This is a genomic window from Paenibacillus sp. RC21, from assembly GCF_044907935.1.
In the GTDB taxonomy this organism is placed as follows: domain Bacteria; phylum Bacillota; class Bacilli; order Paenibacillales; family Paenibacillaceae; genus Paenibacillus; species Paenibacillus terrae_A.
In genome coordinates this window covers 183,060-202,486 of sequence record NZ_JBIYCS010000004.1, presented here as the reverse complement: position 1 = coordinate 202,486, position 19,427 = coordinate 183,060, and the positions used below count along the sequence as shown (strand labels likewise).

Annotated in this window: 18 protein-coding genes, 1 pseudogene and 1 riboswitch; of the genes and pseudogenes, 12 read left to right on the top strand and 7 right to left on the bottom strand. The window is 50.9% G+C overall.

What is annotated here, in order from left to right; genetic code table 11:
• Positions 1-374: 374 nt before the first annotated feature.
• The 6 genes from ABIA61_RS14460 to ABIA61_RS14435 all read right to left on the bottom strand — a co-directional run bounded on the left by ABIA61_RS14460 (position 375) and on the right by ABIA61_RS14435 (position 5,461).
• Positions 375-1,343: a bile acid:sodium symporter family protein gene (locus tag ABIA61_RS14460; RefSeq protein ID WP_283653601.1), complete on the bottom strand. Its 969-nt coding sequence runs from the start codon at positions 1,341-1,343 to the stop codon at positions 375-377.
• An 87-nt stretch (positions 1,344-1,430) separates the two neighbouring features.
• Positions 1,431-1,964 carry an OsmC family protein gene (locus tag ABIA61_RS14455; RefSeq protein WP_404580909.1) on the bottom strand — a complete coding sequence of 178 codons (534 nt, stop codon included), beginning with the start codon at positions 1,962-1,964 and terminating at the stop codon, positions 1,431-1,433.
• Positions 1,965-2,022: 58 nt separating this feature from the next.
• On the bottom strand, positions 2,023-2,775 hold the full coding sequence (locus tag ABIA61_RS14450) for an amino acid ABC transporter ATP-binding protein (RefSeq protein ID WP_283653599.1): 753 nt from the start codon (positions 2,773-2,775) through the stop codon (positions 2,023-2,025).
• A complete protein-coding gene (locus ABIA61_RS14445) occupies positions 2,759-3,490 on the bottom strand; it encodes an amino acid ABC transporter permease (RefSeq protein WP_283653598.1) in 732 nt (243 codons plus the stop codon). Before ABIA61_RS14445 ends, ABIA61_RS14450 begins: the two co-directional genes overlap by 17 nt.
• Positions 3,491-3,521: 31 nt before the next feature.
• Positions 3,522-4,409 (bottom strand): transporter substrate-binding domain-containing protein, encoded by an 888-nt coding sequence (locus tag ABIA61_RS14440; protein WP_404519416.1) that lies wholly within the window; start codon positions 4,407-4,409, stop codon positions 3,522-3,524.
• A gap of 143 nt (positions 4,410-4,552) precedes the next feature.
• Positions 4,553-5,461: a dihydrodipicolinate synthase family protein gene (locus tag ABIA61_RS14435; RefSeq protein ID WP_283653596.1), complete on the bottom strand. Its 909-nt coding sequence runs from the start codon at positions 5,459-5,461 to the stop codon at positions 4,553-4,555.
• Between the two features lie 170 nt (positions 5,462-5,631).
• On the opposite strand from ABIA61_RS14435, the gene ABIA61_RS14430 reads away from it, so the two are divergent.
• Positions 5,632-6,840 (top strand): helix-turn-helix domain-containing protein, encoded by a 1,209-nt coding sequence (locus ABIA61_RS14430; protein WP_404519418.1) that lies wholly within the window; start codon positions 5,632-5,634, stop codon positions 6,838-6,840.
• Between the two features lie 128 nt (positions 6,841-6,968).
• Here the strand turns inward: ABIA61_RS14430 and ABIA61_RS14425 are convergent.
• Positions 6,969-8,191 (bottom strand): annotated as a pseudogene (locus tag ABIA61_RS14425) (MFS transporter).
• Between the two features lie 205 nt (positions 8,192-8,396).
• Here ABIA61_RS14425 and ABIA61_RS14420 point away from each other — a divergent pair.
• From ABIA61_RS14420 to ABIA61_RS14370, 11 genes are all read left to right on the top strand, one after another.
• On the top strand, positions 8,397-9,014 hold the full coding sequence (locus ABIA61_RS14420; RefSeq protein ID WP_283653593.1) for a sugar O-acetyltransferase: 618 nt from the start codon (positions 8,397-8,399) through the stop codon (positions 9,012-9,014).
• Positions 9,015-9,225: 211 nt separating this feature from the next.
• Positions 9,226-10,326: a type 2 isopentenyl-diphosphate Delta-isomerase gene (gene fni, locus ABIA61_RS14415; RefSeq protein WP_404519419.1), complete on the top strand. Its 1,101-nt coding sequence runs from the start codon at positions 9,226-9,228 to the stop codon at positions 10,324-10,326.
• Positions 10,323-10,817: a GNAT family N-acetyltransferase gene (locus ABIA61_RS14410; RefSeq protein ID WP_283657396.1), complete on the top strand. Its 495-nt coding sequence runs from the start codon at positions 10,323-10,325 to the stop codon at positions 10,815-10,817. Before fni ends, ABIA61_RS14410 begins: the two co-directional genes overlap by 4 nt.
• A 142-nt stretch (positions 10,818-10,959) precedes the next feature.
• Complete coding sequence (gene ychF, locus ABIA61_RS14405; protein WP_014278491.1) at positions 10,960-12,060, top strand: redox-regulated ATPase YchF; 1,101 nt, start codon at positions 10,960-10,962, stop codon at positions 12,058-12,060.
• Between the two features lie 213 nt (positions 12,061-12,273).
• Positions 12,274-13,341 (top strand): peptide chain release factor 1, encoded by a 1,068-nt coding sequence (gene prfA, locus ABIA61_RS14400; RefSeq protein ID WP_025683383.1) that lies wholly within the window; start codon positions 12,274-12,276, stop codon positions 13,339-13,341.
• Positions 13,342-13,344: 3 nt separating this feature from the next.
• Positions 13,345-14,244, top strand: coding sequence for a peptide chain release factor N(5)-glutamine methyltransferase (prmC, locus tag ABIA61_RS14395; protein ID WP_283653590.1), 900 nt, complete (start codon positions 13,345-13,347; stop codon positions 14,242-14,244).
• Between the two features lie 75 nt (positions 14,245-14,319).
• Entirely contained in the window at positions 14,320-15,513 is a 1,194-nt protein-coding gene (locus ABIA61_RS14390) for an FtsW/RodA/SpoVE family cell cycle protein (RefSeq protein ID WP_283653589.1), read from the top strand.
• Positions 15,514-15,767: 254 nt separating this feature from the next.
• Positions 15,768-16,460: a stage II sporulation protein R gene (gene spoIIR, locus ABIA61_RS14385; RefSeq protein ID WP_404519421.1), complete on the top strand. Its 693-nt coding sequence runs from the start codon at positions 15,768-15,770 to the stop codon at positions 16,458-16,460.
• Positions 16,461-16,643: 183 nt separating this feature from the next.
• Positions 16,644-17,882 (top strand): L-threonylcarbamoyladenylate synthase, encoded by a 1,239-nt coding sequence (locus ABIA61_RS14380; protein ID WP_404580908.1) that lies wholly within the window; start codon positions 16,644-16,646, stop codon positions 17,880-17,882.
• A 171-nt stretch (positions 17,883-18,053) separates the two neighbouring features.
• Positions 18,054-18,614: a manganese efflux pump MntP gene (locus ABIA61_RS14375; protein ID WP_283653586.1), complete on the top strand. Its 561-nt coding sequence runs from the start codon at positions 18,054-18,056 to the stop codon at positions 18,612-18,614.
• A 35-nt stretch (positions 18,615-18,649) separates the two neighbouring features.
• Positions 18,650-19,234 (top strand): low molecular weight protein arginine phosphatase, encoded by a 585-nt coding sequence (locus ABIA61_RS14370; protein WP_283653585.1) that lies wholly within the window; start codon positions 18,650-18,652, stop codon positions 19,232-19,234.
• A 78-nt stretch (positions 19,235-19,312) separates the two neighbouring features.
• Positions 19,313-19,394, top strand: a riboswitch (ZMP/ZTP riboswitch).
• Positions 19,395-19,427: the final 33 nt, after the last annotated feature.

Genomic DNA, 19,427 nt, shown 5'->3' with positions numbered 1-19,427 from the left:
TAATATGACCTGACCTTTATCTTGACATCATGAAGCTTATCAAACAGGGAATTGAAGTCTGCTAAAAGGCCAGCCGCATCCGTAGCTGTGTTATTAGGTTGTGCTATTGCAGGCGATGCATTAATGGGTGTTCCCTGCTCTGTTGTTGTGCGAGTTTTGGGATATAAAAAGTCGCCTAGGGTACGACTTCAATGGATGAAAAAATGGAGAAACGTTGGAGATAGAGGGGCGCATCATCCGGGCGACGTTCTGCTGGGTGTAAAAATGCTATCGTTAAGACTATTTCCAAGTATACGAGCCCGTTCTCCATATTGATGCGGAGAACGGGCTCGTTTGCTGCTTCGGGCTACCCTTTGCGGAAGGCCCCTTAATTATCAGGCCGCGGAAGCCGTCCCGCGGCGCTCACGGATGCGGGAACGTCGGCCGAGCAGAAAGCCGACCAGGGAGGCCAGCATCTGCTGGAACACCATGCCGAGCACGACCGGCAGTGCGACCGGAGCAGGGAAATAGGAGACGGCCAGGACGGCCCCTGCGCTGATATTGCGCATGCCGCCGTTGAAGATGAGCGCTACCTGATCCGCTTCGTTCCAGCCCAGCAGCCTGGAGGAGCAGTAGCTCAGCATATATCCAGTGGAAGCCAGTGCAACAATGACGGCGGCAAGACCGGCGAGCCTCAGGTTGAGATGGGTCAGGTAAGGTGCGACAACTGACCCGTTAATGGCTACCACTGTAGCCATCATCAGCTTGGAGAGCGGGTTCAGCCGCGGGCTCCAGCGCGGGGCGACGGTGCCTTTGGTCCATTCGTTGAGGATCATGCCCAGCAGCGAGGGGACGACGATCATCCAGAACAGGCTGCCCATCATGGCCGCCGCGTCCAGCTTCACGCTCGCTCCGATCAAGAGCGAGAGGACACCGGGAACGGCGAAAGGAGCTAGTATCGTGTCGATAAGAATGATCGACAGGGTTAAGGCGATGTTGCCTTTATAAATGCTGACCCAGACAAAGCTGCTGACTCCGGTCGGAATGGCCGCGGCCAGAATCAGTCCGGTAATCGTATAGGCATCCCCGGGAAAAGCTAAATGGCCGAAGGCCATAGCAACGACCGGCATGGCCAGATGCAGAATGAACAGGCAGATAATGAGCGGAGCGGGTTTCTTGAGCACATTCAGGAAATCTCTGAACCCGAGACTGATACTTCCCGCAAAGGTCATGAAGGCAAACAGCCATGGCGACAGATAAGTAAAGGATGACAGGCTGCTGCCGCAAAACACGCCTACGATGATGCTGATCGGAGTGATCAGGGGCATCAACCGGTTCAGCCGCACATTCAAAGAGTGAAGCATGGGCAAATAACTTCCTTTGCAATTATAGGATACTGCTATATATCCCGATCAGTTGGATAACGCTGCAGCTTTTTTCGAAAAATCCGTTTACACCTGCTCGGGGGCGGTAAGGAACAGCTCGCCTTCTATGGTCTGCGGGTTCAGCAGCAGATTCAGTATTGGGCAGGCCTCCTCCACGGCCTTATGCAGCGCGTCAATGGTTTCCTGTGACTCGGAGGATGTAATATGCAGCTTGTAGCGGATATTGTGCGGGAAAATCGGAATATGCTCGTATCCGGGGCTGCCCGCCAGCGGGTGCTGCTGGCCGCTCACCTCAACCTCCAGCGCGTCAAGGCTGACTCCCCTCTGTGAAGCCTGGATCAGCGTAATATGCGTCAGGCAGCTTCCCAACACGCCAAGCTGAAGCTCCGGAGAGCTTGGGCCCAGGCTGTAGCCGGCGTAATCCTCTGGGCTGTCGCTGATGACCTGGAAATCACGGATGCGGATTTCACGCACGCCGCTGCGCCCCTTGGCCTTTACCTTGGCGCTGAAGCGGTTGTATTCCGGCTGTTGCTCGGCCTTTTCTCTGAGAAGCAGACCCGCTTCCCGTTTCTGCTGCAAGTACTCTTTTAATGTACTCATTGCTTTAGCCTCCCTTGGGTAGTTGAATGCCGCAACCTATAGCTGCAGCAGTTGCTCGTCAAATAGAGTAATTAGAGCCGATATTGACCTTGGACAAAAATTGTCTGGTTCTCTCCTGGCGGGGACTCAGGTAAATATCCTGTGGGGTCCCTTGTTCCACAATCTGCCCATTGTCCATGAAGATGACCTTGTCGGCAATTTCATAGACAAAATTCATCTCGTGCGAGACGATAATCATCGTTCTGCCCTCGCGGGCGGCGGTTCGGATCACCTCCAGTACGTCGTTTACCATTTCCGGGTCCAGGGCCGAGGTCGGTTCATCCAGCAAAATGACCTTGGGGTTCAACGCCAGCGCCCTGGCAATCGCTACCCTCTGCTGCTGTCCGCCGGAAAGATGCCGGGGATAATAGCTTTTTCTGTTGCTCAGACCGACCTTGTCCAAATAATGATCAGCGATTTTCCGCGCTTCGGCTTTGCTTTTTTTCTGCACTTCCGTAAGCCCCAGCATGACATTTGCCAGCGCCGTTTTATGCTTGAACAGATTGAACTGCTGGAACACCATTGTTGTATGCTGCCTTAAATAAAGAATGTCATTTTTTTTCGCTTGTCTGGCATCGATTACCCTGCCGTCTAATTCGATAATGCCGTCTTCCGGCTTCTCCAGGTAATTGATGCAGCGCAAAATGGTTGATTTGCCCGAACCGGACGGGCCGATAATGGCCACGACCTGCCCTTCCCCGACATCCAGATCAATGCCTTTGAGAACCTGGTGTTTATGAAATTGCTTATGAAGGCTACGAACTCGTATCATTGAAGTCAACCTGTCTTTCGTTTGCTCTTAGTTTGTTCTCGGCGACCCGGATCAGCCGTGCGGCAACGATGGTAATAATCCAATAGATGATAGCCAGCGCGACATAGGATTCAAAGAAGCGATAGTTTTTTGAGGCCAGCAGCCGGGCTCCGGCAGTCAGCTCCACCACGGCGCAGGTAAACGCCAGCGAAGTGTTTTTAATCATGCCGATAAAGGCATTGCCGAGTGAAGGAAGGGCAACGATCAAAGCCTCGGGCAGCACAATTTTGAAAAAGGTCTGGCTTGCGGTCATTCCGATGGACATGGCGGCTTCGGTCTGGCCCTTGTCCACGGCTTCCAGGCCGGCGCGGATCGTCTCCGAACAGTAGGCGCCCTCATTAAGCGCAAACGCGACGACGACAAACACTATCGGGTTGATCCCGTTCACGCTGTACTCCACCCCCTGGGCATGGCTCCAGTATTGCAGCAGCAGCGGTATGCCGAAGTAGGCAATGTACAGTTGTATGATCAGCGGGGTGCCCCGCATGAAGGAAACATACAAGCCGGACAGGGGGTAGAGCACAGGCACCTTGTTTATTTTGACCAGAGCCACGACGAATCCGATCAGCCAACTGAAAACAACGGATAACAGCACGATTTCGAATGTGATTGGAATGTACTTGATGAGTTGCGGAATCATATCCATAACCACACCAAAATCAAATAGATTTGGCATAAAATAGACCCCTTTCGTACTGCCTGATCAGTTATTCGGCCGTGCCCTTACTGATATCCGTATCAAAATATTGAACGGCCAGCCTGGAAAGCGTTCCGTCCGCTCTTAATGTGGCCAGTGCGCCGTCCACCGCAGTGCGGATTTCCGCTCCTTTGTCCGTTTTTGGGAAAATAAAATATACGCCGGGATTGCTGATCCGTTTGGCCTGCTCCAGCGGGAGCGTCACTTTGTCCAGATTTTTGAATCCGAACTCGTCCACGATTTCTTTGTATGAGGACAAGCCGTGCAGCTTGAAATCAAGCTCATTGTTTTCAATTTTCTGATAGACCTGGACATCCTCCAGATCGGCATAGGTAATTTGGATCGGATTGTCGGGATGCTCTTTATTGAACGCTTCGATGAAGTTGTCGTTCGCGCTGCCATCGGTGGTGACTATGGCTCTTTTTCCGCCGAGATCATCTAGGCTTTTCAGCGTGTCCTCATTCTTCCGTTTCACAATAACTGTGCTGGCATAGCCGTAAGGCTCCGAGCTGAAAAGATATTTTTCTTCCCGCTCCGGCTTTTTGGAAATACTGTTGGCTCCGATCTGGTAACGCCCCGCATCAATTCCGGAAAAAATTCCGTCGAACTTCACCCGCTCAAACTTGATTTCGTATTGTGGCAGCAACTCGTCCACCGCTTTCAACAGGGCGATGTCGTAGCCATCCAGCTCATCTTGGTCATTTGAGAAGGTAAAAGGCTTTGTCGTTCCGCCTGTGCCTACCAGCAAAGTGGTCACCGTTTCCGGCTGTGTCGCCGCTTCCCTGCCTGCTTTCGCATTCGTGCTCTGAGCCGTTGTGTTTTGACCGCATGCTGTCAACAGCACCAACAATAACAGGCCTGCCATTTTTACCGTGTGCATAGATGTGTTCAACTTCATTGCGAAAGCTCCTCTCTAAAAACATATAATTCACATCGTTTTTGTCTGCTTTTACGTTATTTTAGCCAGATCACTTTTTTCAGTCAAAGCTTTTGCTTGGAAAAAGTGTTTCGTTTTGAAACAATTTGAAGCGGTGAGGCTTATCAATATTGATCGATATTTTCTTTGATAGTTAAGGCCAGTTGAAGCAATTCCCGGTTGTAGGCTTCGTTGACGGCATCGTAATAAGCGGTTTCGCGGGTAAGATGGGTTGTGAACACGCCGGTGGCCTGCAAATACCGTTTGTGAAAAGCGCGGTTGATCGTGCCGTCCTGGCGCGTGTAGGCAATAATCGGAAGTGCCGCATAAAATAACCGCTTGGCGCTTTCCCGGTTGCCTGCCGCATAACGTTGATAGATTCCGTTGAAAATTTCAAACAACCCCGACGGCATCACGACCTGCACGCCCCTGTCCAGCAGCTCGATGAGCTGCTCGTTCCCTTTTCCGCTGGAAATATTGATCGCCCCGTCCGTTGCCTGCAGTAGCCTGGAGTATTTCGGATTGTTGTTCTTCACCTCCACCTTCACCCCGACCACGCTGGCAAATTCATGAAAGCAACGGAGCAGCAGCTCATCCTTTAATCCGTCGCCTTGGCCGTCCACATCCTGGAGGATCAGGAAAGGGGGCCGCGCCTTGTCAATCTCCTGAATATCCTGCCAATATTGGCTGTCCGTCGTGTAATCCAGCATGATATTGGCGCCATCTGCTCCATATTTCAGGAAGTCGTCCAGCAGTCCAAGTCGCTCTTTGCCTGTCGGCGCATTGATGCTGGCGATGATCAAGGCTTTGCCTTTGCTGACCTCGGCGGTGGCTTTCACGATTTCGCGCCGCTCGTCCAGCGTCAAATGCGCGATTTCACTGGCAAGACAGGGAACCAGGAAACCGGACGAACCGGCATCGAGCGCAGCCTGGATTTGCTTTTGCAATGAGGGATAATCAATTTTCAAATCAGCGGTGAACGGGGTGAGCACAGTGGTGACGATTCCGTGTAGTGAAAAGGATGGATTTGACATCGGGTTACCTCCATAACAGATCAAATTTTGTAGGTTCAGCATTTTTCAAAATGCTTGGTTGTATGATTGTATACTTTATATTAGTATTCCTATATGTTCAATGCGATTTAAAAGGTGAAATGATTCAATTTGAAACAATTGCAAAAATGATCGAAAAAGGAGGACAACATGTGAGAAAGAAGCATCTAAATGCGAATGCCTCCACAAAACACAGTCTGGTTGTGGTGTACGGGGATGACGGAAGTGTATTCCATTCCACCTTGCAGGACAATATCCGCGCTGAAGCGGATGCGGAGTTGCGCAGCAGGTTGCCCTTGCTGCGGCACAGGCAAGACGTGCAGTTCAGAAAAAAAATAAGCAGAAGCATCTGGGAAATCAAAGGAATACGGATGAATATTCAGGGGATCAGCATGAATCTGTTCCTCTTCGAGAAGCTTGGACCCGGTGGGGAGCACAATGATTATGCCATCCGGTTCGAGGACGAGCAGGACTGGGACAGGGATCATATCTGGTTTGACCAAAGCGCAGCCATTGAGGAAATCATCGCCCAAATTCATAAATACGGCCAGAGCATGAGCCCCGTGATCATTATCGGCGAGGTCGGCACCGGCAAAAATATAGTTGCCAACGAGCTCTATAAAACCTGCTTTCTGAATAAAGATCATTTCATCAGGCAAAAGCCGCTGATGATTATCGACTGCATTCTAATGACAAGTAAAAAATGGAAGTGGATACTGGAGCACAGCAACTCGCCGTTTATGGAGATCGGACACATCATTTATATTAAAAATGTGGAGGTACTGTCAGTTTCTTTTATCAAGCAAATGCATGAGTATTTTAAAGACGGGGCCGTCTATTCGCACAACAAAATTATCTTTTCCTATTCCTGCCGCAACTCGGATGATGAACCGGATGAAATATGCCGGCTGTTCGCCAACAACCTGGGCTGTCTAAAATTGCAGCTGCCCACGCTGCGCAGCCGAAAAGAAAGTATTCCGAACTTGATCCGTCTGTGCCGCCATGAGATGAATGAAACCCCGGAGAAGGCACGGATTGATTTTGAAGCGGAGGCGGTGGAGCTGATGCGGGATTTTTATTGGGAGGATAACCTGGAGCAGTTAAAAAGGGTGGTCGAGGAACTGGCCCTGAATGCAATGGGAAGCTGCATTACCAAAGCAGAGGTGGCGGCGACTTTAAAAAAAGAATCGCAGCGCCCGCAGCGCTCCATCTCCAGCATCAATATGAACCAGACACTCGATGATATCATGAAGGATATCATTTTGCTGGTTTTGCAGGAGGAAAACATGAATCAGTCTAAGGCGGCCAAACGGCTCGGAATCGGGCGTAGTACTATGTGGAGGAAGCTGAACGGGAACTGACGGGCAGGGGAAAACTATTAATATTTCAATTTATAAATATACAAAATGGAATGAAAAGTTCCCTGGACTTTCTCTCAAGCAAAGCCTTGATATTCAAGGCTTTTTTTGTCTTTTATTAAGATATGAGGCTATGTTAAATCGTTATTAGGACACTTTAAATGAGTTTCTTTGGAATCTATTGGCTTGGCAGCGTTTGATAGAAGGCCGGCAATGATAACACCAATAAGTACCGCGATCATGGCGTGTAAGAGACCGAAAGACTCCCCCAGAAACCCTAATGCGGGAGGGCCTACTAAAAAGGCAATGTATCCGGTGGTCGCCACTGCACCCACTCTGGCGGCTGCCCCTTGGGGTTCATCTCCCGCAGCAGATAATCCTACGGGAAAGCCAAGCGAGGCTCCAAGACCCCATAGCAGCACACCGAATGCGGCTACCCCATAATGCGGTCCCCAAATCACAAGAACAATGCCGACAGCTGCCATGAGCGCACTTCCTTTTAAAACAGGCACCCTTCCATACTTATCCAATACGAATCCGCCAGTAAAACGCCCAATCGTCATCGCTGCGACAAATAAACCATAAATGTAAGAGCCGGTTAAAGAATCCACTCCGTACCCGTCTATCATGGTTAAAGGCAGCCAATCATTCGCTGATCCCTCCGCAAAGGCCATACCCAGTACGATAATACCAATGAGCAGAACCCGTCGTTCCTTCCAAACAGCAAGCTGCTGCGATAAGACGGATCTGGCTTGAGGAGAATGCTCCAAAGCTTCTTTACCTGTATGGGAGGGCAGGAATCGATACAAATAAATAGATGTGGTGGCAATAAGAACAGCCAGAGTGGTATAAGCACAGGGACGTGGGCTGCGGCAGCTCCTGAGCCGATGGCTGCGCCTATAAGTGTACCAGCGCTGAACGATCCGTGGAAAGCAGGCAGCAGGGTTTTGCTTAAACGGTTTTCAACAGCGGACCCTTCCACATTCAAAGCGACTTCTGCCGACCCGTAGCCGCATCCGAAAATAGCAAGTCCGACGAATACCATACCCGTTAATGAAAAGACAGTCCCTACACCTATAATTATAAAACCTATTAAAAACAACAGCGAGCTGCCGAGGATAACCAGTTGCGCACCTGTACGTGCAATGATGTGGCCTGTACTCAGTAGTCCCAGTATAGAGCCTGCCGCCATTCCGAAAATAATAACTCCCATCTCCGCAGTTGAAGCACCCAGTGTATCCCGGACTGTAGGTGTTCGGGAGACCCAAGATGCAAAAGCCACACCTGGAAGAGCAAATAATAAGAATAGCATATTGCGAACGAACTTTGGATCTTTGGAAAGCTGTGCTGTCATACAAAGAACTCCTTACCGCCGCTTATCTAAAAGCCGCAAAGAATAGACAAAGCTTTAAGTGGACATGTCGTTTTATATATCCTTCCATGCTTTTGACAATACTTATTAAAAGCATGATAATAAACTGTACTATAATTTAGTATCAGGCATTTGTCCAACTTCATGGAGTGAAATGAAAACCTTTTAAACAGGAAGGAAAGTGTACATGGCAACGAATAAAGAAAATATGTTAGAAGGCAAACTATATATGGCTGGCGGAAAAGAATTGGCAAAGGATAGCAAGAAATCGAGAATGCTTACCCGTTTGTTCAATTACAGTACGGAAGAGCAACAGGAGTACCGGGTAGAGCTACTTAAACAACTGTTCGAGTCTACAGGTCAGGAGATATATATCGAACCCCCATTTCGCTGTGACTATGGCTGTCACATTACAGTGGGCAATCAGTTCTATGCCAATTATGACTGCATCATTATTGACGTAGCGAAAGTAACAATAGGGGATCATGTTTTTTTCGGCCCCAGGGTAGGCGTATATACGGCTGGGCATCCGATAGATTCAGATGTGCGCAACACCTTGCTGGAATTTGGTAAACCGATAACGATTGGAAACAGTGTATGGATTGGCGCAAATACCGTAATCACTCCAGGAGTGAATATTGGAAATAATGTAGTTATTGGGGCTGGATCTATCGTTACCAAAGACATTCCTGATAATGTGGTTGCCGTAGGAAATCCATGTAAAGTGCTAAGGGAAATTACAGATGGAGACAGACGGTACTGGGAAAAGCAAAAAAATGATTATTACGAAGACATTGAGGACTAAGGCACAAACAAAACTCACCTGAACGGTTTATATAAGCAAAGGAAAGGCTCGCGATTGTGTATATATTTTTCCATCCATGCTACAATGAAGGTATCTAAATGATTGCCTGTAATAATACATAAAAGATCGGTTACCATGTTCGGGAACGGTCTTATTTGTGTTTTCAGACCAGTGTAAATACATGAAGTGACCTGAATGAGGTGGGACATAGATGAGTAATGTGGAAAATAAACCCGAAGCAACTGAGGGTTCTGGCAGATCCGGCTCTTTGCTGCCTGCTGCACGGACAGGTGAACGGAAGATAGAGCATGTCCGCCTTTGTTTGCAAGAGGACGTGGCAGGTCAAGGCATCACGAATGGATTGGAGCGCTATGCCTTTAAACACTGTGCGCTGCCTGAGCTGCATTTTGATGAGATACGTCTGGACACTACTTTTTTGGGACGAGCTGTGCGAACGCCACTGTTGATTAGTTCCATGACAGGTGGCAGCGCCGAGACGGGAGCGATTAATGAGCGCTTGGCAGAAACAGCGGAGAAACGCGGCTGGGCGCTGGGGGTAGGCTCGGTGCGGGCTGCGGTGGAAAAAGAAGAATTGGCTCCGACCTTTGCGGTTCGCCGTCTGGCACCAAGTATTCCAATCCTTGCCAATCTGGGAGCGGTGCAGTTGAAATACGGATTTGGTGTGGACGACTGTCGCCGTGCGGTGGAGATTGCCGGAGCGGACATGCTGGTACTTCATTTGAACGGATTGCAGGAGGTTTTCCAACCCGAAGGGAACCTGGATTTTAGCGGATTGCTTGGACGTATTGAGGAGTTGTGCCGCCAGCTTTCAGTGCCTGTAGGCGTGAAGGAAGTAGGCTGGGGTATAGATGGTGAGACAGCTTCGAGATTGTACGATGCGGGGGCAGCTTTTATTGATGTCGCTGGCGCAGGCGGTACAAGCTGGAGTCAGGTGGAAAAATTCCGTAATCCCGATCCTGTACGCCGTGCAGCGGCGGAAGCATTTGCGGATTGGGGAAACTCCACTGCAGATTGTATCGTAGAAGTCAGAGCCGCTCAGCCCAATGGTGCTCTGATAGGCAGCGGTGGATTGAGAGACGGTGTCGATGCAGCCAAGGCACTTGCCTTGGGCGCTGATATGGCTGGCTTCGGACGTTCCTTGCTTGGCTCGGCGGTTGCTTCCAGAGAGGCGTTGGAGGCGCGATTGGAGCAGGTGGAGCTGGAATTGCGCACAGTCATGTTCGGAATTGGAGTAGCTGGGATTAAAGGACTTAAAGACACGACTCGGTTGAGAAAGAAGGTGAACGCATGAGCAGCACTACAACCTTGGTACCGATGAACGCAGAGCAATATGAACGGTTTGAGCAGCGCTCGCTCGCAGACTACGCGGACGAAAAAATCCAGGCAGGCACATGGACGGTGGAAGAAGCGCCGGAACGCGCGGCAGAAAGCTTTGCCCGATACCTGCCACAGAGACTGGACACTCCCCATGCTCACCTTTACATGCTGATGTATTCGGATACTGATGATGTGGAGAGCCAAGAGGAAGCGGGCTATATCTGGTTCAATATTACGGATAGCGTGCAAGGAAAAGAAGCTTTTCTGCTGGATATTCTCGTCTACGATTCATATCAGGGGCGGGGGTTAGGTACAATGGCGATGGGGGCTTTGGAACAGGAAGCTCGCAGGCTGGGAGCTGTTCGCATCGGTTTGCATGTATTTGGGCATAATGAGCGGGCTTTGCATGTGTATCGCAAGTCCGGCTATCGGGTTACAGATATTCAGATGAGCAAAGAGATTTAAATGAAGAAGTAGAGGTTGTAGCAAAATCCTGAAAGTCACAGCCATATGCTTGCCGCATGTACGGGTTCTCATATATAATGTGGGTTGGTAAACTAACGGATGGCATAACGCACATTTTATATAAACGGGAGTTGTTCTGATTATGGCTTTAAAAGCGGGGATCGTGGGCTTGCCGAACGTGGGCAAATCAACACTGTTTAACGCAATAACGCAGGCGGGTGCGGAATCCGCAAACTATCCATTTTGTACGATTGACCCTAATGTGGGTGTCGTTGAAGTACCGGATGAGCGGCTGGATAAGCTGACTGAACTGGTTGTGCCGAACAAAACGGTACCGACGGCTTTTGAATTTGTTGATATTGCAGGACTTGTACGCGGTGCGAGCAAGGGTGAGGGTTTGGGTAACAAGTTTCTGGCTCATATTCGTGAAGTGGATGCGATTGTGCATGTAGTACGTTGTTTTGAAGATGAGAACATCACCCATGTGGACGGCAAAATCGACCCGATCAGTGACATTCAGACCATTAATCTGGAACTGATTCTGGCGGATATCGAAAGCGTAGACAAGCGCATTGAGCGTTCCCGCAAAAACATGAAGGGTGGCAACAAGCAATACACCCAGGAAGTTGAAGTGCTGGAGCGGATCAAGGAATCACTGTATGCTGATAAGCCTGCGCGCAGCGTGGAATTGTCGGATGAAGAACAGTTGATTGTACGTGATCTTCATTTGCTTACGATGAAGCCTGTACTGTACGCAGCTAATGTCAGCGAAGACGGTGTAACGGAAGCCGACAGCAATCCTTATGTGCAAAAGGTACGTGATTTTGCTGTAGCGGAAAATGCAGAAGTGGTGCCGATTAGCGCCAAAGTAGAATCTGAAATTGCCGAGCTGGAAGGCGAAGACAAGGCAATGTTCCTGGAGGAACTGGGACTGGCTGAATCCGGTCTGAATCGTCTGATTAAAGCAGCTTACCGCTTGTTGGGTCTGTATACGTATTTCACAGCGGGTGTGCAGGAAGTACGCGCATGGACCATTCACAAAGGAACAAAGGCACCGGGCGCTGCAGGCGTAATCCATACGGATTTTGAACGCGGATTTATTCGTGCCGAGGTTGTATCCTACAACGATTTGGTTGCTGCTGGTTCTATGAACGGGGCTAAGGAACGTGGTCAGCTTCGTTTGGAAGGTAAGGAATATGTGGTACAAGACGGAGACGTTATGCATTTCCGTTTTAATGTATAACATTAGGTTTGCAGTATAAAACATTGTGCTAAATAAAGTAGTCGCTGCCTGTATTGGGTGGCGGCTTTTTATTATTAAATTATGGTTGTTATTCAATTCATGAATTAGAAGTATTTTTAGTAGCTAATTAATTAATTAGTTGGTATAATAAAGAGCTGTAGCCAGTGAATTTGAATCTGGCTTCATATTAATTTAACTGAAGAGGTGAATCGCTTGTTGGACCGATTGCAATCATTGGCGGACCGCTACGATAAACTGAGCGAACTGCTCTGCGATCCGGATGTAGCGAACGATAGCAAGAAACTTAGAGATTATTCCAAAGAACAGTCTGATTTACAGCCTGCTTATGAAGCATATACTGAATATAAAACTGTCGTTGAAGAGCTGGACGCTGCTAAAGCTATGCAGGCCGAAAAGCTGGACGACGAGATGCGTGAAATGGTAAAAATGGAGATTGATGAGCTCAGTGCCCGCAAACGGGAGCTGGACGAGAAAATCCGCATTTTGCTGCTGCCGAAGGACCCGAACGATGATAAGAATGTGATTATCGAGATTCGTGGTGCAGCGGGTGGTGACGAAGCGGCATTGTTCGCGGCGGATCTGTACCGGATGTACACTCGTTATGCCGATACCCAAGGCTGGCGTGTAGAGCTGATGGACGCGAACATGAATGACCTCGGAGGTTTCAAAGAGGTTATTTTCATGATTAACGGACGCGGTGCATACAGCAAAATGAAATTCGAAAGCGGAGCACACCGCGTACAGCGGATTCCGACGACGGAATCCGGCGGACGTATTCATACATCTACATCTACGGTATCCGTTATGCCTGAGGCCGAAGAAGTGGATGTTGAAATTTCCGACAAGGATATCCGCGTAGATACGTTCTGCTCCAGCGGTGCTGGCGGTCAGTCCGTTAATACGACCAAGTCGGCGGTGCGTGTAACGCATATGCCAACAGGCATTATGGCAACCTGTCAGGACGGTAAATCCCAAAACTCCAACAAGGAGAAGGCACTCCAGGTTTTGCGTGCCCGTATTTCGGATATGCTTCGTCAGGAAGAGGAAGCCAAATATGCAGGCGAGCGTAAGAGCAAAGTAGGTACCGGGGATCGCAGTGAGCGTATTCGTACCTACAACTTCCCGCAAAGCCGTGTAACAGATCATCGCATCGGGCTGACCATGCACAAGCTGGATCAGGTGATGAACGGGGAGATCGAAGAAATCGTATCGGCGCTCACGATTGCAGAGCAGGCTGATTTGATGGAACAAGAGGTTTAAGTTTTGGGACACGAACGCGATCTTGTGTATCGGATGTCGCCGGAGCGGAGCATGAGTATCAGAGAAGCCTTAGTTGAGGCTTCTTCTTTTTTAGGAAGCTGCGGCGTGCTGGAGCCGCAGCATAACGCTCGTCTGCTGCTGGAGCATGTGCTCGGGCTGGAAGGCACGGCGTTCTACGCTGCGCTGGGCGATCCGTTCCCAGCCTCGGGTAAAGAGGCGTGGGAAGCGGTCATAGCCCGCAAAGCAGCGGGTGAACCGGCGCAGTATATTATCGGACGGCAGGAGTTTTATGGCCGTCCGTTCGCGGTTTCGCCGTCGGTGCTGATTCCGCGGCCCGAGACAGAGCTGCTCGTCGAGGCTATTCTTCAGCACGGCGACCGATTGTGGCCGGACGGCGCTCCGCAGGCGCTCGATATCGGCGCGGGCAGCGGGGCGATTGCCGTCACGCTGGCGGCTGAGCGGCCCCGCTGGCGCGTGGTGGCGGGGGATATCTCCGCCGCAGCGCTGGAGATGGCGGCGCATAACGCCACTGTCAACGGCGCAGCCGTGGAGCTGCGCGAAGGCGACCTGCTGGCGCCGTTCGCGGGAGAGGCGGTGGACATCCTGGTGTCCAATCCGCCGTATATCCCGGCCGCCGACATCGCAGGCTTGCAGCCGGAGGTGCGCGACCATGAGCCGCGTATGGCGCTGGATGGCGGGCCTGACGGACTTGGCCCGTATCGGGCGATGCTGGAGCAGCTTGGGCTGCTTCAGGCTCCGCCGCGGTTGATCGGGTTTGAGCTGGGCATGGGACAGGCCAGAGACGTGGCTGGACTGCTGGAGCAGGCAGGTCATTGGAATACGATTCTAATCGTTCCAGACCTTGCTGGAATCGAACGTCATGTCCTGGGCGTTGCGGAATAATGCTGCATTTTCTTTTTGCGAGTCTTTCCTTTAGAATAAAAGGAGTATGACCGAGAAACGGCTCAGGGGGAAATCATGCTTCAGAAATTGAAAAAAATTGACGGTCCGGTGATCTTCATTCTGGTTTTGCTGATGGCAATCAGCATCATAACGGTATATAGCGCGGGCAGAGGCCCTACCAACTTGGCGGAGCACGGCAATGACTACCAGAAGATGATCGGGTATTATATATTGGGTTTTGTGGTGATCTTGGGTATAGCGGTAGTCGATTTTCGAATATTTATTAAAAAAGCACTGTATGTATATGGAGGCGGAATATTCCTGCTTGCTCTCGGCTTTTTTGGCGGGACGGTTAACAACTCTCAGGGCTTTTTGAAAATCGGTGGCTTGAACCTTCAGCCTGCTGAGGTATTCAAGCTGGTTCTTATCATTTTTCTGACTTATATGCTGATTAAGAAGCGCAAGAGCAAGCTGTATTTTGTTCAGGATGTACTTCCAGTCGCTCTGGTGAGCTTTGTCCCTTTTGCTATGGTCATGGTGCAAAATGACTTGGGGAATGCGCTCGGATACATCGTCATCGTCCTTGGTATGCTATGGATTGGTAATGTGAAGGCATCCCATGCACTGATCGGATTTACCATATTTGTAGTTGCCGTTGGTGGCGGGCTCAAAGCCTATATTTCGTTTCATGATGAGATCGATTCTTTTATGAAGGGGATTGGCCGTAGTCACTGGGTAGAGCGACTGGACCCTTGGCTGGTACCGGAAAAAGCGACCGCAAAGGCATCTTACCATACCAAAAATGCCAAGCTGGCGATTGCCTCTGGCGGGATGATGGGCAAAGGCTTTTTGCAGGGGACTTCGGTTCAATCCGGTCGTGTGCCTTACACGTATGCGGATTCTATTTTTGTGGTCGTAGCGGAGGAATTTGGCTTTGTTGGCTCGTCGGTGCTGTTGTTGCTATATTTTATTTTGATTCATCGAATGATCCTGATCTCGCTGGAATGCCGTGACCGTGCCGGACCATATCTTATCGTCGGTATTGTATCCATGTTGCTGTATCAGATTTTTGAAAATATCGGCGCGTTTTTGGGCATCATGCCACTGACGGGAATTACGCTCCCTTTTATAAGCTATGGGGGGACGTCTTTGCTTATTAACATGGCTAGCATTGGCTTGGTTATGAGTATTAAGGTCCACGGTCAGGAGCTGGAGGACGATCTGCCACAGCCATCCAGAGTGAGTTTGGCGAAGGAGAAGAAGGCTTAATGCTATGCTTCTAAATGGATGTCACTTGATGCTTAGGGTGAGGGGAAATAGTGAGATACGAAGGGTCCAGATTGTGAAATCTGGGCTTTTTCGTATTCGCGGACTGCTCCGAAGCTTCGGCCCAGATCCATGTGCTTGATGTAGGGTGTATTGGGTGTTTTTAAAATGGTCTTGAACATTTTACGAGATTCATAGGTTTAGCCTCTCCCAAACCGGACAGACTGATAGACATGATAGAGTTTGGGGGGATTGGGATGAGAAGCTGGACCAAGCAAGCTGCAATGATACTATTTTGTATTTCAATATTATTGATGTCGTGGGAAGGTCAAAAAACAGATGCCGCCATGACAACAGGGACAAGAGGGCCTGTAGTGGCAGGGATGGCAACGACAGGAGCGGGCGTCATTCCTCATGATTCCATCCGATTGCGCATTTTGGCCAATTCGGATCGTCCGGAGGATCAACTGGTAAAACGTGAAATTAGGGATACCATCGTACAGCAGATGGATACGTGGGTGGGGAAGCTGGAAAACCCGCAAAGCTTGGATCAGGCCAGAGTGCTGATTGCTGCTCATTTACCCGAAATTGACCGTTTAGTAGGTGCGGAACTGGCTCGACGGGGTATCTCGTACGACCATCAGGTAGAATTGGCAAACGTACCTTTTCCGACGAAGATGTACGGTGGGCTTGTCTATCCGGCAGGGGATTATGAAGCGCTTCGGGTCACGCTGGGACAAGGCAAAGGGCAAAATTGGTGGTGCGTGCTGTTTCCTCCGTTGTGCTTCATTGATGCGGGCAGCGGGGAAGCGGCAGCTCAAACGGTCTCGGCAAAAGCGGACCAAGGAGGCGGACGGACGAATGCCGCTGACAAGGAGCCGGAAGTACGGTTTTTTCTATGGGAGGCATTGACGGGGTTGTGGGGATGGGTGAGTGGACTTTTTGCCTAATCGTCGTAAGTTGTAGAAAAGAGAACAACGGGTGCATCACCCCGGTATGTTATAATGGGATATAGGGTTTACAGCTATGAGACATGGACAGATTTGGTTCAGATAAGCCGCCCAAGTAAGTTCTTTAGGGATAGAGCTAACTGAACCAGGACTGTATGACAATAAGATATGGGATGATCTAATATGAGTGATAAATCGAACCAAATACAAGGTTTGCGCAGAGAGTCTTTGCAGAAGGAAATATGTGAGCGGGTATTGGACGAACAGGGGCTTCATAGGCTAAAGCCGCCGTTGGCCGATTCCCATACGAAATGGTGGGACGTAAGAGAATTGGTTGTTGAAGGGGAATCATCTGGTGAAATGTTATCCAGACAAGACCGTATTGCGGCGGAAAAAGGCATTCGTGAGGCCGCTGTGCTGCTGCAAGCAGGAGAGACGGTAGCGTTCCCTACCGAGACGGTGTACGGCTTGGGCGCTGATGCGCGTAGCACGGAAGCGGTAGAATCGGTATTCTCCGCCAAAGGGCGTCCTTCCGATAATCCCCTGATCGTGCATGTTTCCGACCCTGCCCAGCTGGACGGCATGGTAACGGAAGTGAATGATACGGCGCGGGCGCTGATGGATGCGTTCTGGCCGGGACCGCTGACGCTGGTGTTGCCTGTGATGCCTCAAGCACTGTCGCCTCGTGTGACGGCGGGGCTGGACACGGTCGGCGTGCGCATGCCGGATCATCCGGTAGCGCTGCGTCTGATCGCAGAAGCAGGCTGTCCGCTGGCTGCGCCAAGCGCCAATCGCTCGGGCAGGCCCAGTCCGACCCTTGCACACCATGTGCGTGAGGACCTGGAGGGCCGCATCGGCGGCATTTTGGACGGTGGCCCCACGGGTGTGGGGCTGGAGTCCACGGTGGTGCAGGCCGGTGACGACGGAACCGTCACCATCCTGCGCCCCGGCGGCGTGACGGCCGAGCAGCTCGCTGCGGTCGCTCGCGCCGTCGAGCTGGACCCTGCGTTGGTCGCCGCTTCGCCCGGCGAGGACGCCGATAGCCCGGCACCGCGTTCGCCGGGCATGAAGTACACGCACTACGCGCCGCGAGGCCGCTTGAGCGTAGTGCATGGCCCGTCAACCGCTGAGGTGACGGGCTGGATTCGCGCCGCGCTGGCGGAGGCGTCCGCGCGGGGGGAGCGCACAGCAGTGCTCGCGTTCGACGAGCATGCCGCCGGCTATGCCGGAGAGCGCGTTTACACGCTGGGCAAGCTGGACGCACTCCATGAGGCAGCGCAGCGCCTGTACGGCGTGCTGCGCCGCTGCGATGAGGAAGGCGTCACCTTTATTTTGGCGGAAGCCTGTCCGCCGAAAGGGCTGGGAGACGCCGTTATGAACCGCCTGCTCAAAGCGGCGGGCCATCGGATCGTCCGTCTCTAGGACGGCGCCGATATTTGTCCAATGATGTAGAGGCTTTAGATGGATTAACTTTTCAGCATTGTTTCCTCTCAACTTATCCCGGTACAGGCACGTTCACCGTATGCTTGTACTGTTTTGCCTCTTGTCCGCATAACGTGTACAAGAGCGGACGGATATTTGGGGGGATGGAGTATGCTGGCAGCCTCTGCCCATGCCGGGCAGATTGTAACGATTCTGGTCATGGCTGTAGCGCTGGGGACGGATGCGTTATCGTTGGGCGTAGGGATCGGCATGAAAGGAATACGCCTGCGGGACGTGCTGCGGATCAGTACGGTCATTGGCTTTTTTCACATTCTGATGCCATTGCTGGGTATGTTCACAGGCCATTATATGAGTTCTTTACTGGGCCATGTGACGACCTACTTTGCAGGGGGATTACTCATCCTTTTGGGCGGGCATATGGTTTATAATTCCTTCAAAGGGGACGGAGTACAGGTGTTGGACCATCGTTCGTCCTTGGGCCTTTTGCTATTTGCGCTTGGAGTGAGCGTTGACTCCTTTTCTGTTGGGGTGTCACTTGGCATGTTCCAGAGTGATTTGGTACTAACCGTTCTGGCGTTTGGCTTTTGCGGGGGAGCGATGGCGATGCTGGGACTGCTGTTAGGCCGAAAGGTCAGCCGCAATCTGGGAGACTATGGAGAAGCGGTGGGCGGTGCCATTCTACTGGCGTTCGGCTTTATGTTTATGTTTTAATTATATATTATTTCAACATACGGGGGGTGAAGACGTTGAAACATATCTTATTCGTATGCACAGGGAACACCTGTCGCAGTCCGATGGCTGAAGGGATGCTGCGCAAGCTGGCTACTGAGCACGGACTAGGGTTGGAAGTGCGTTCGGCGGGAGTAGCTGCGATGGAAGGCACACCCATTTCCCGACATGCAGAGGCGGTGCTACGTGACCACAATATCTCGGATCAAATCACCTCAACTCCTTTGAACGGTGGGCTTGCCGAGTGGGCGCATCTGATTTTAACCTTGACCCAAGGGCATAAGCAGCACGTAATTCAGCGCTTTCCCCAAACGGCGGGCAAAGTGTTTACGCTCAAGGAATATGTGGAGGACCGGGATTCGGTGCTGAATGATGTACAGGAGCTGGATGGTCTGTACGCTTCACAACAACTGATGGGTTCGCTGGGGCAGGAGCTTTCGGCACGGGAGCGTGAGCGGATGATTGAACTGCATCAACGTATTCCGGGCTTTGATATTTCTGATCCGTTCGGCGGTCCGCGTGAAGATTACGATGTCACGGCTGGGGAAATCCGAACGGCGCTGCATAAGCTGGTGGACAAGCTAAAGGCATTGTCCGAATAAAGTTTGTATCACTCATCTATTTTGTACGGGATCTGTTGATTTTCGACGGTTAATCCGTTAAGATAAGGTGGAAAAACAAGAATCCGGTGTAACTGGCGACAAAAGTGGGATTAACCACGATGGAGCACCGGATATACGGCCGGTCGCCTGGGCAAAAGAGCAAATCCACATTGGCTGTGGACTGCTCTTTTTT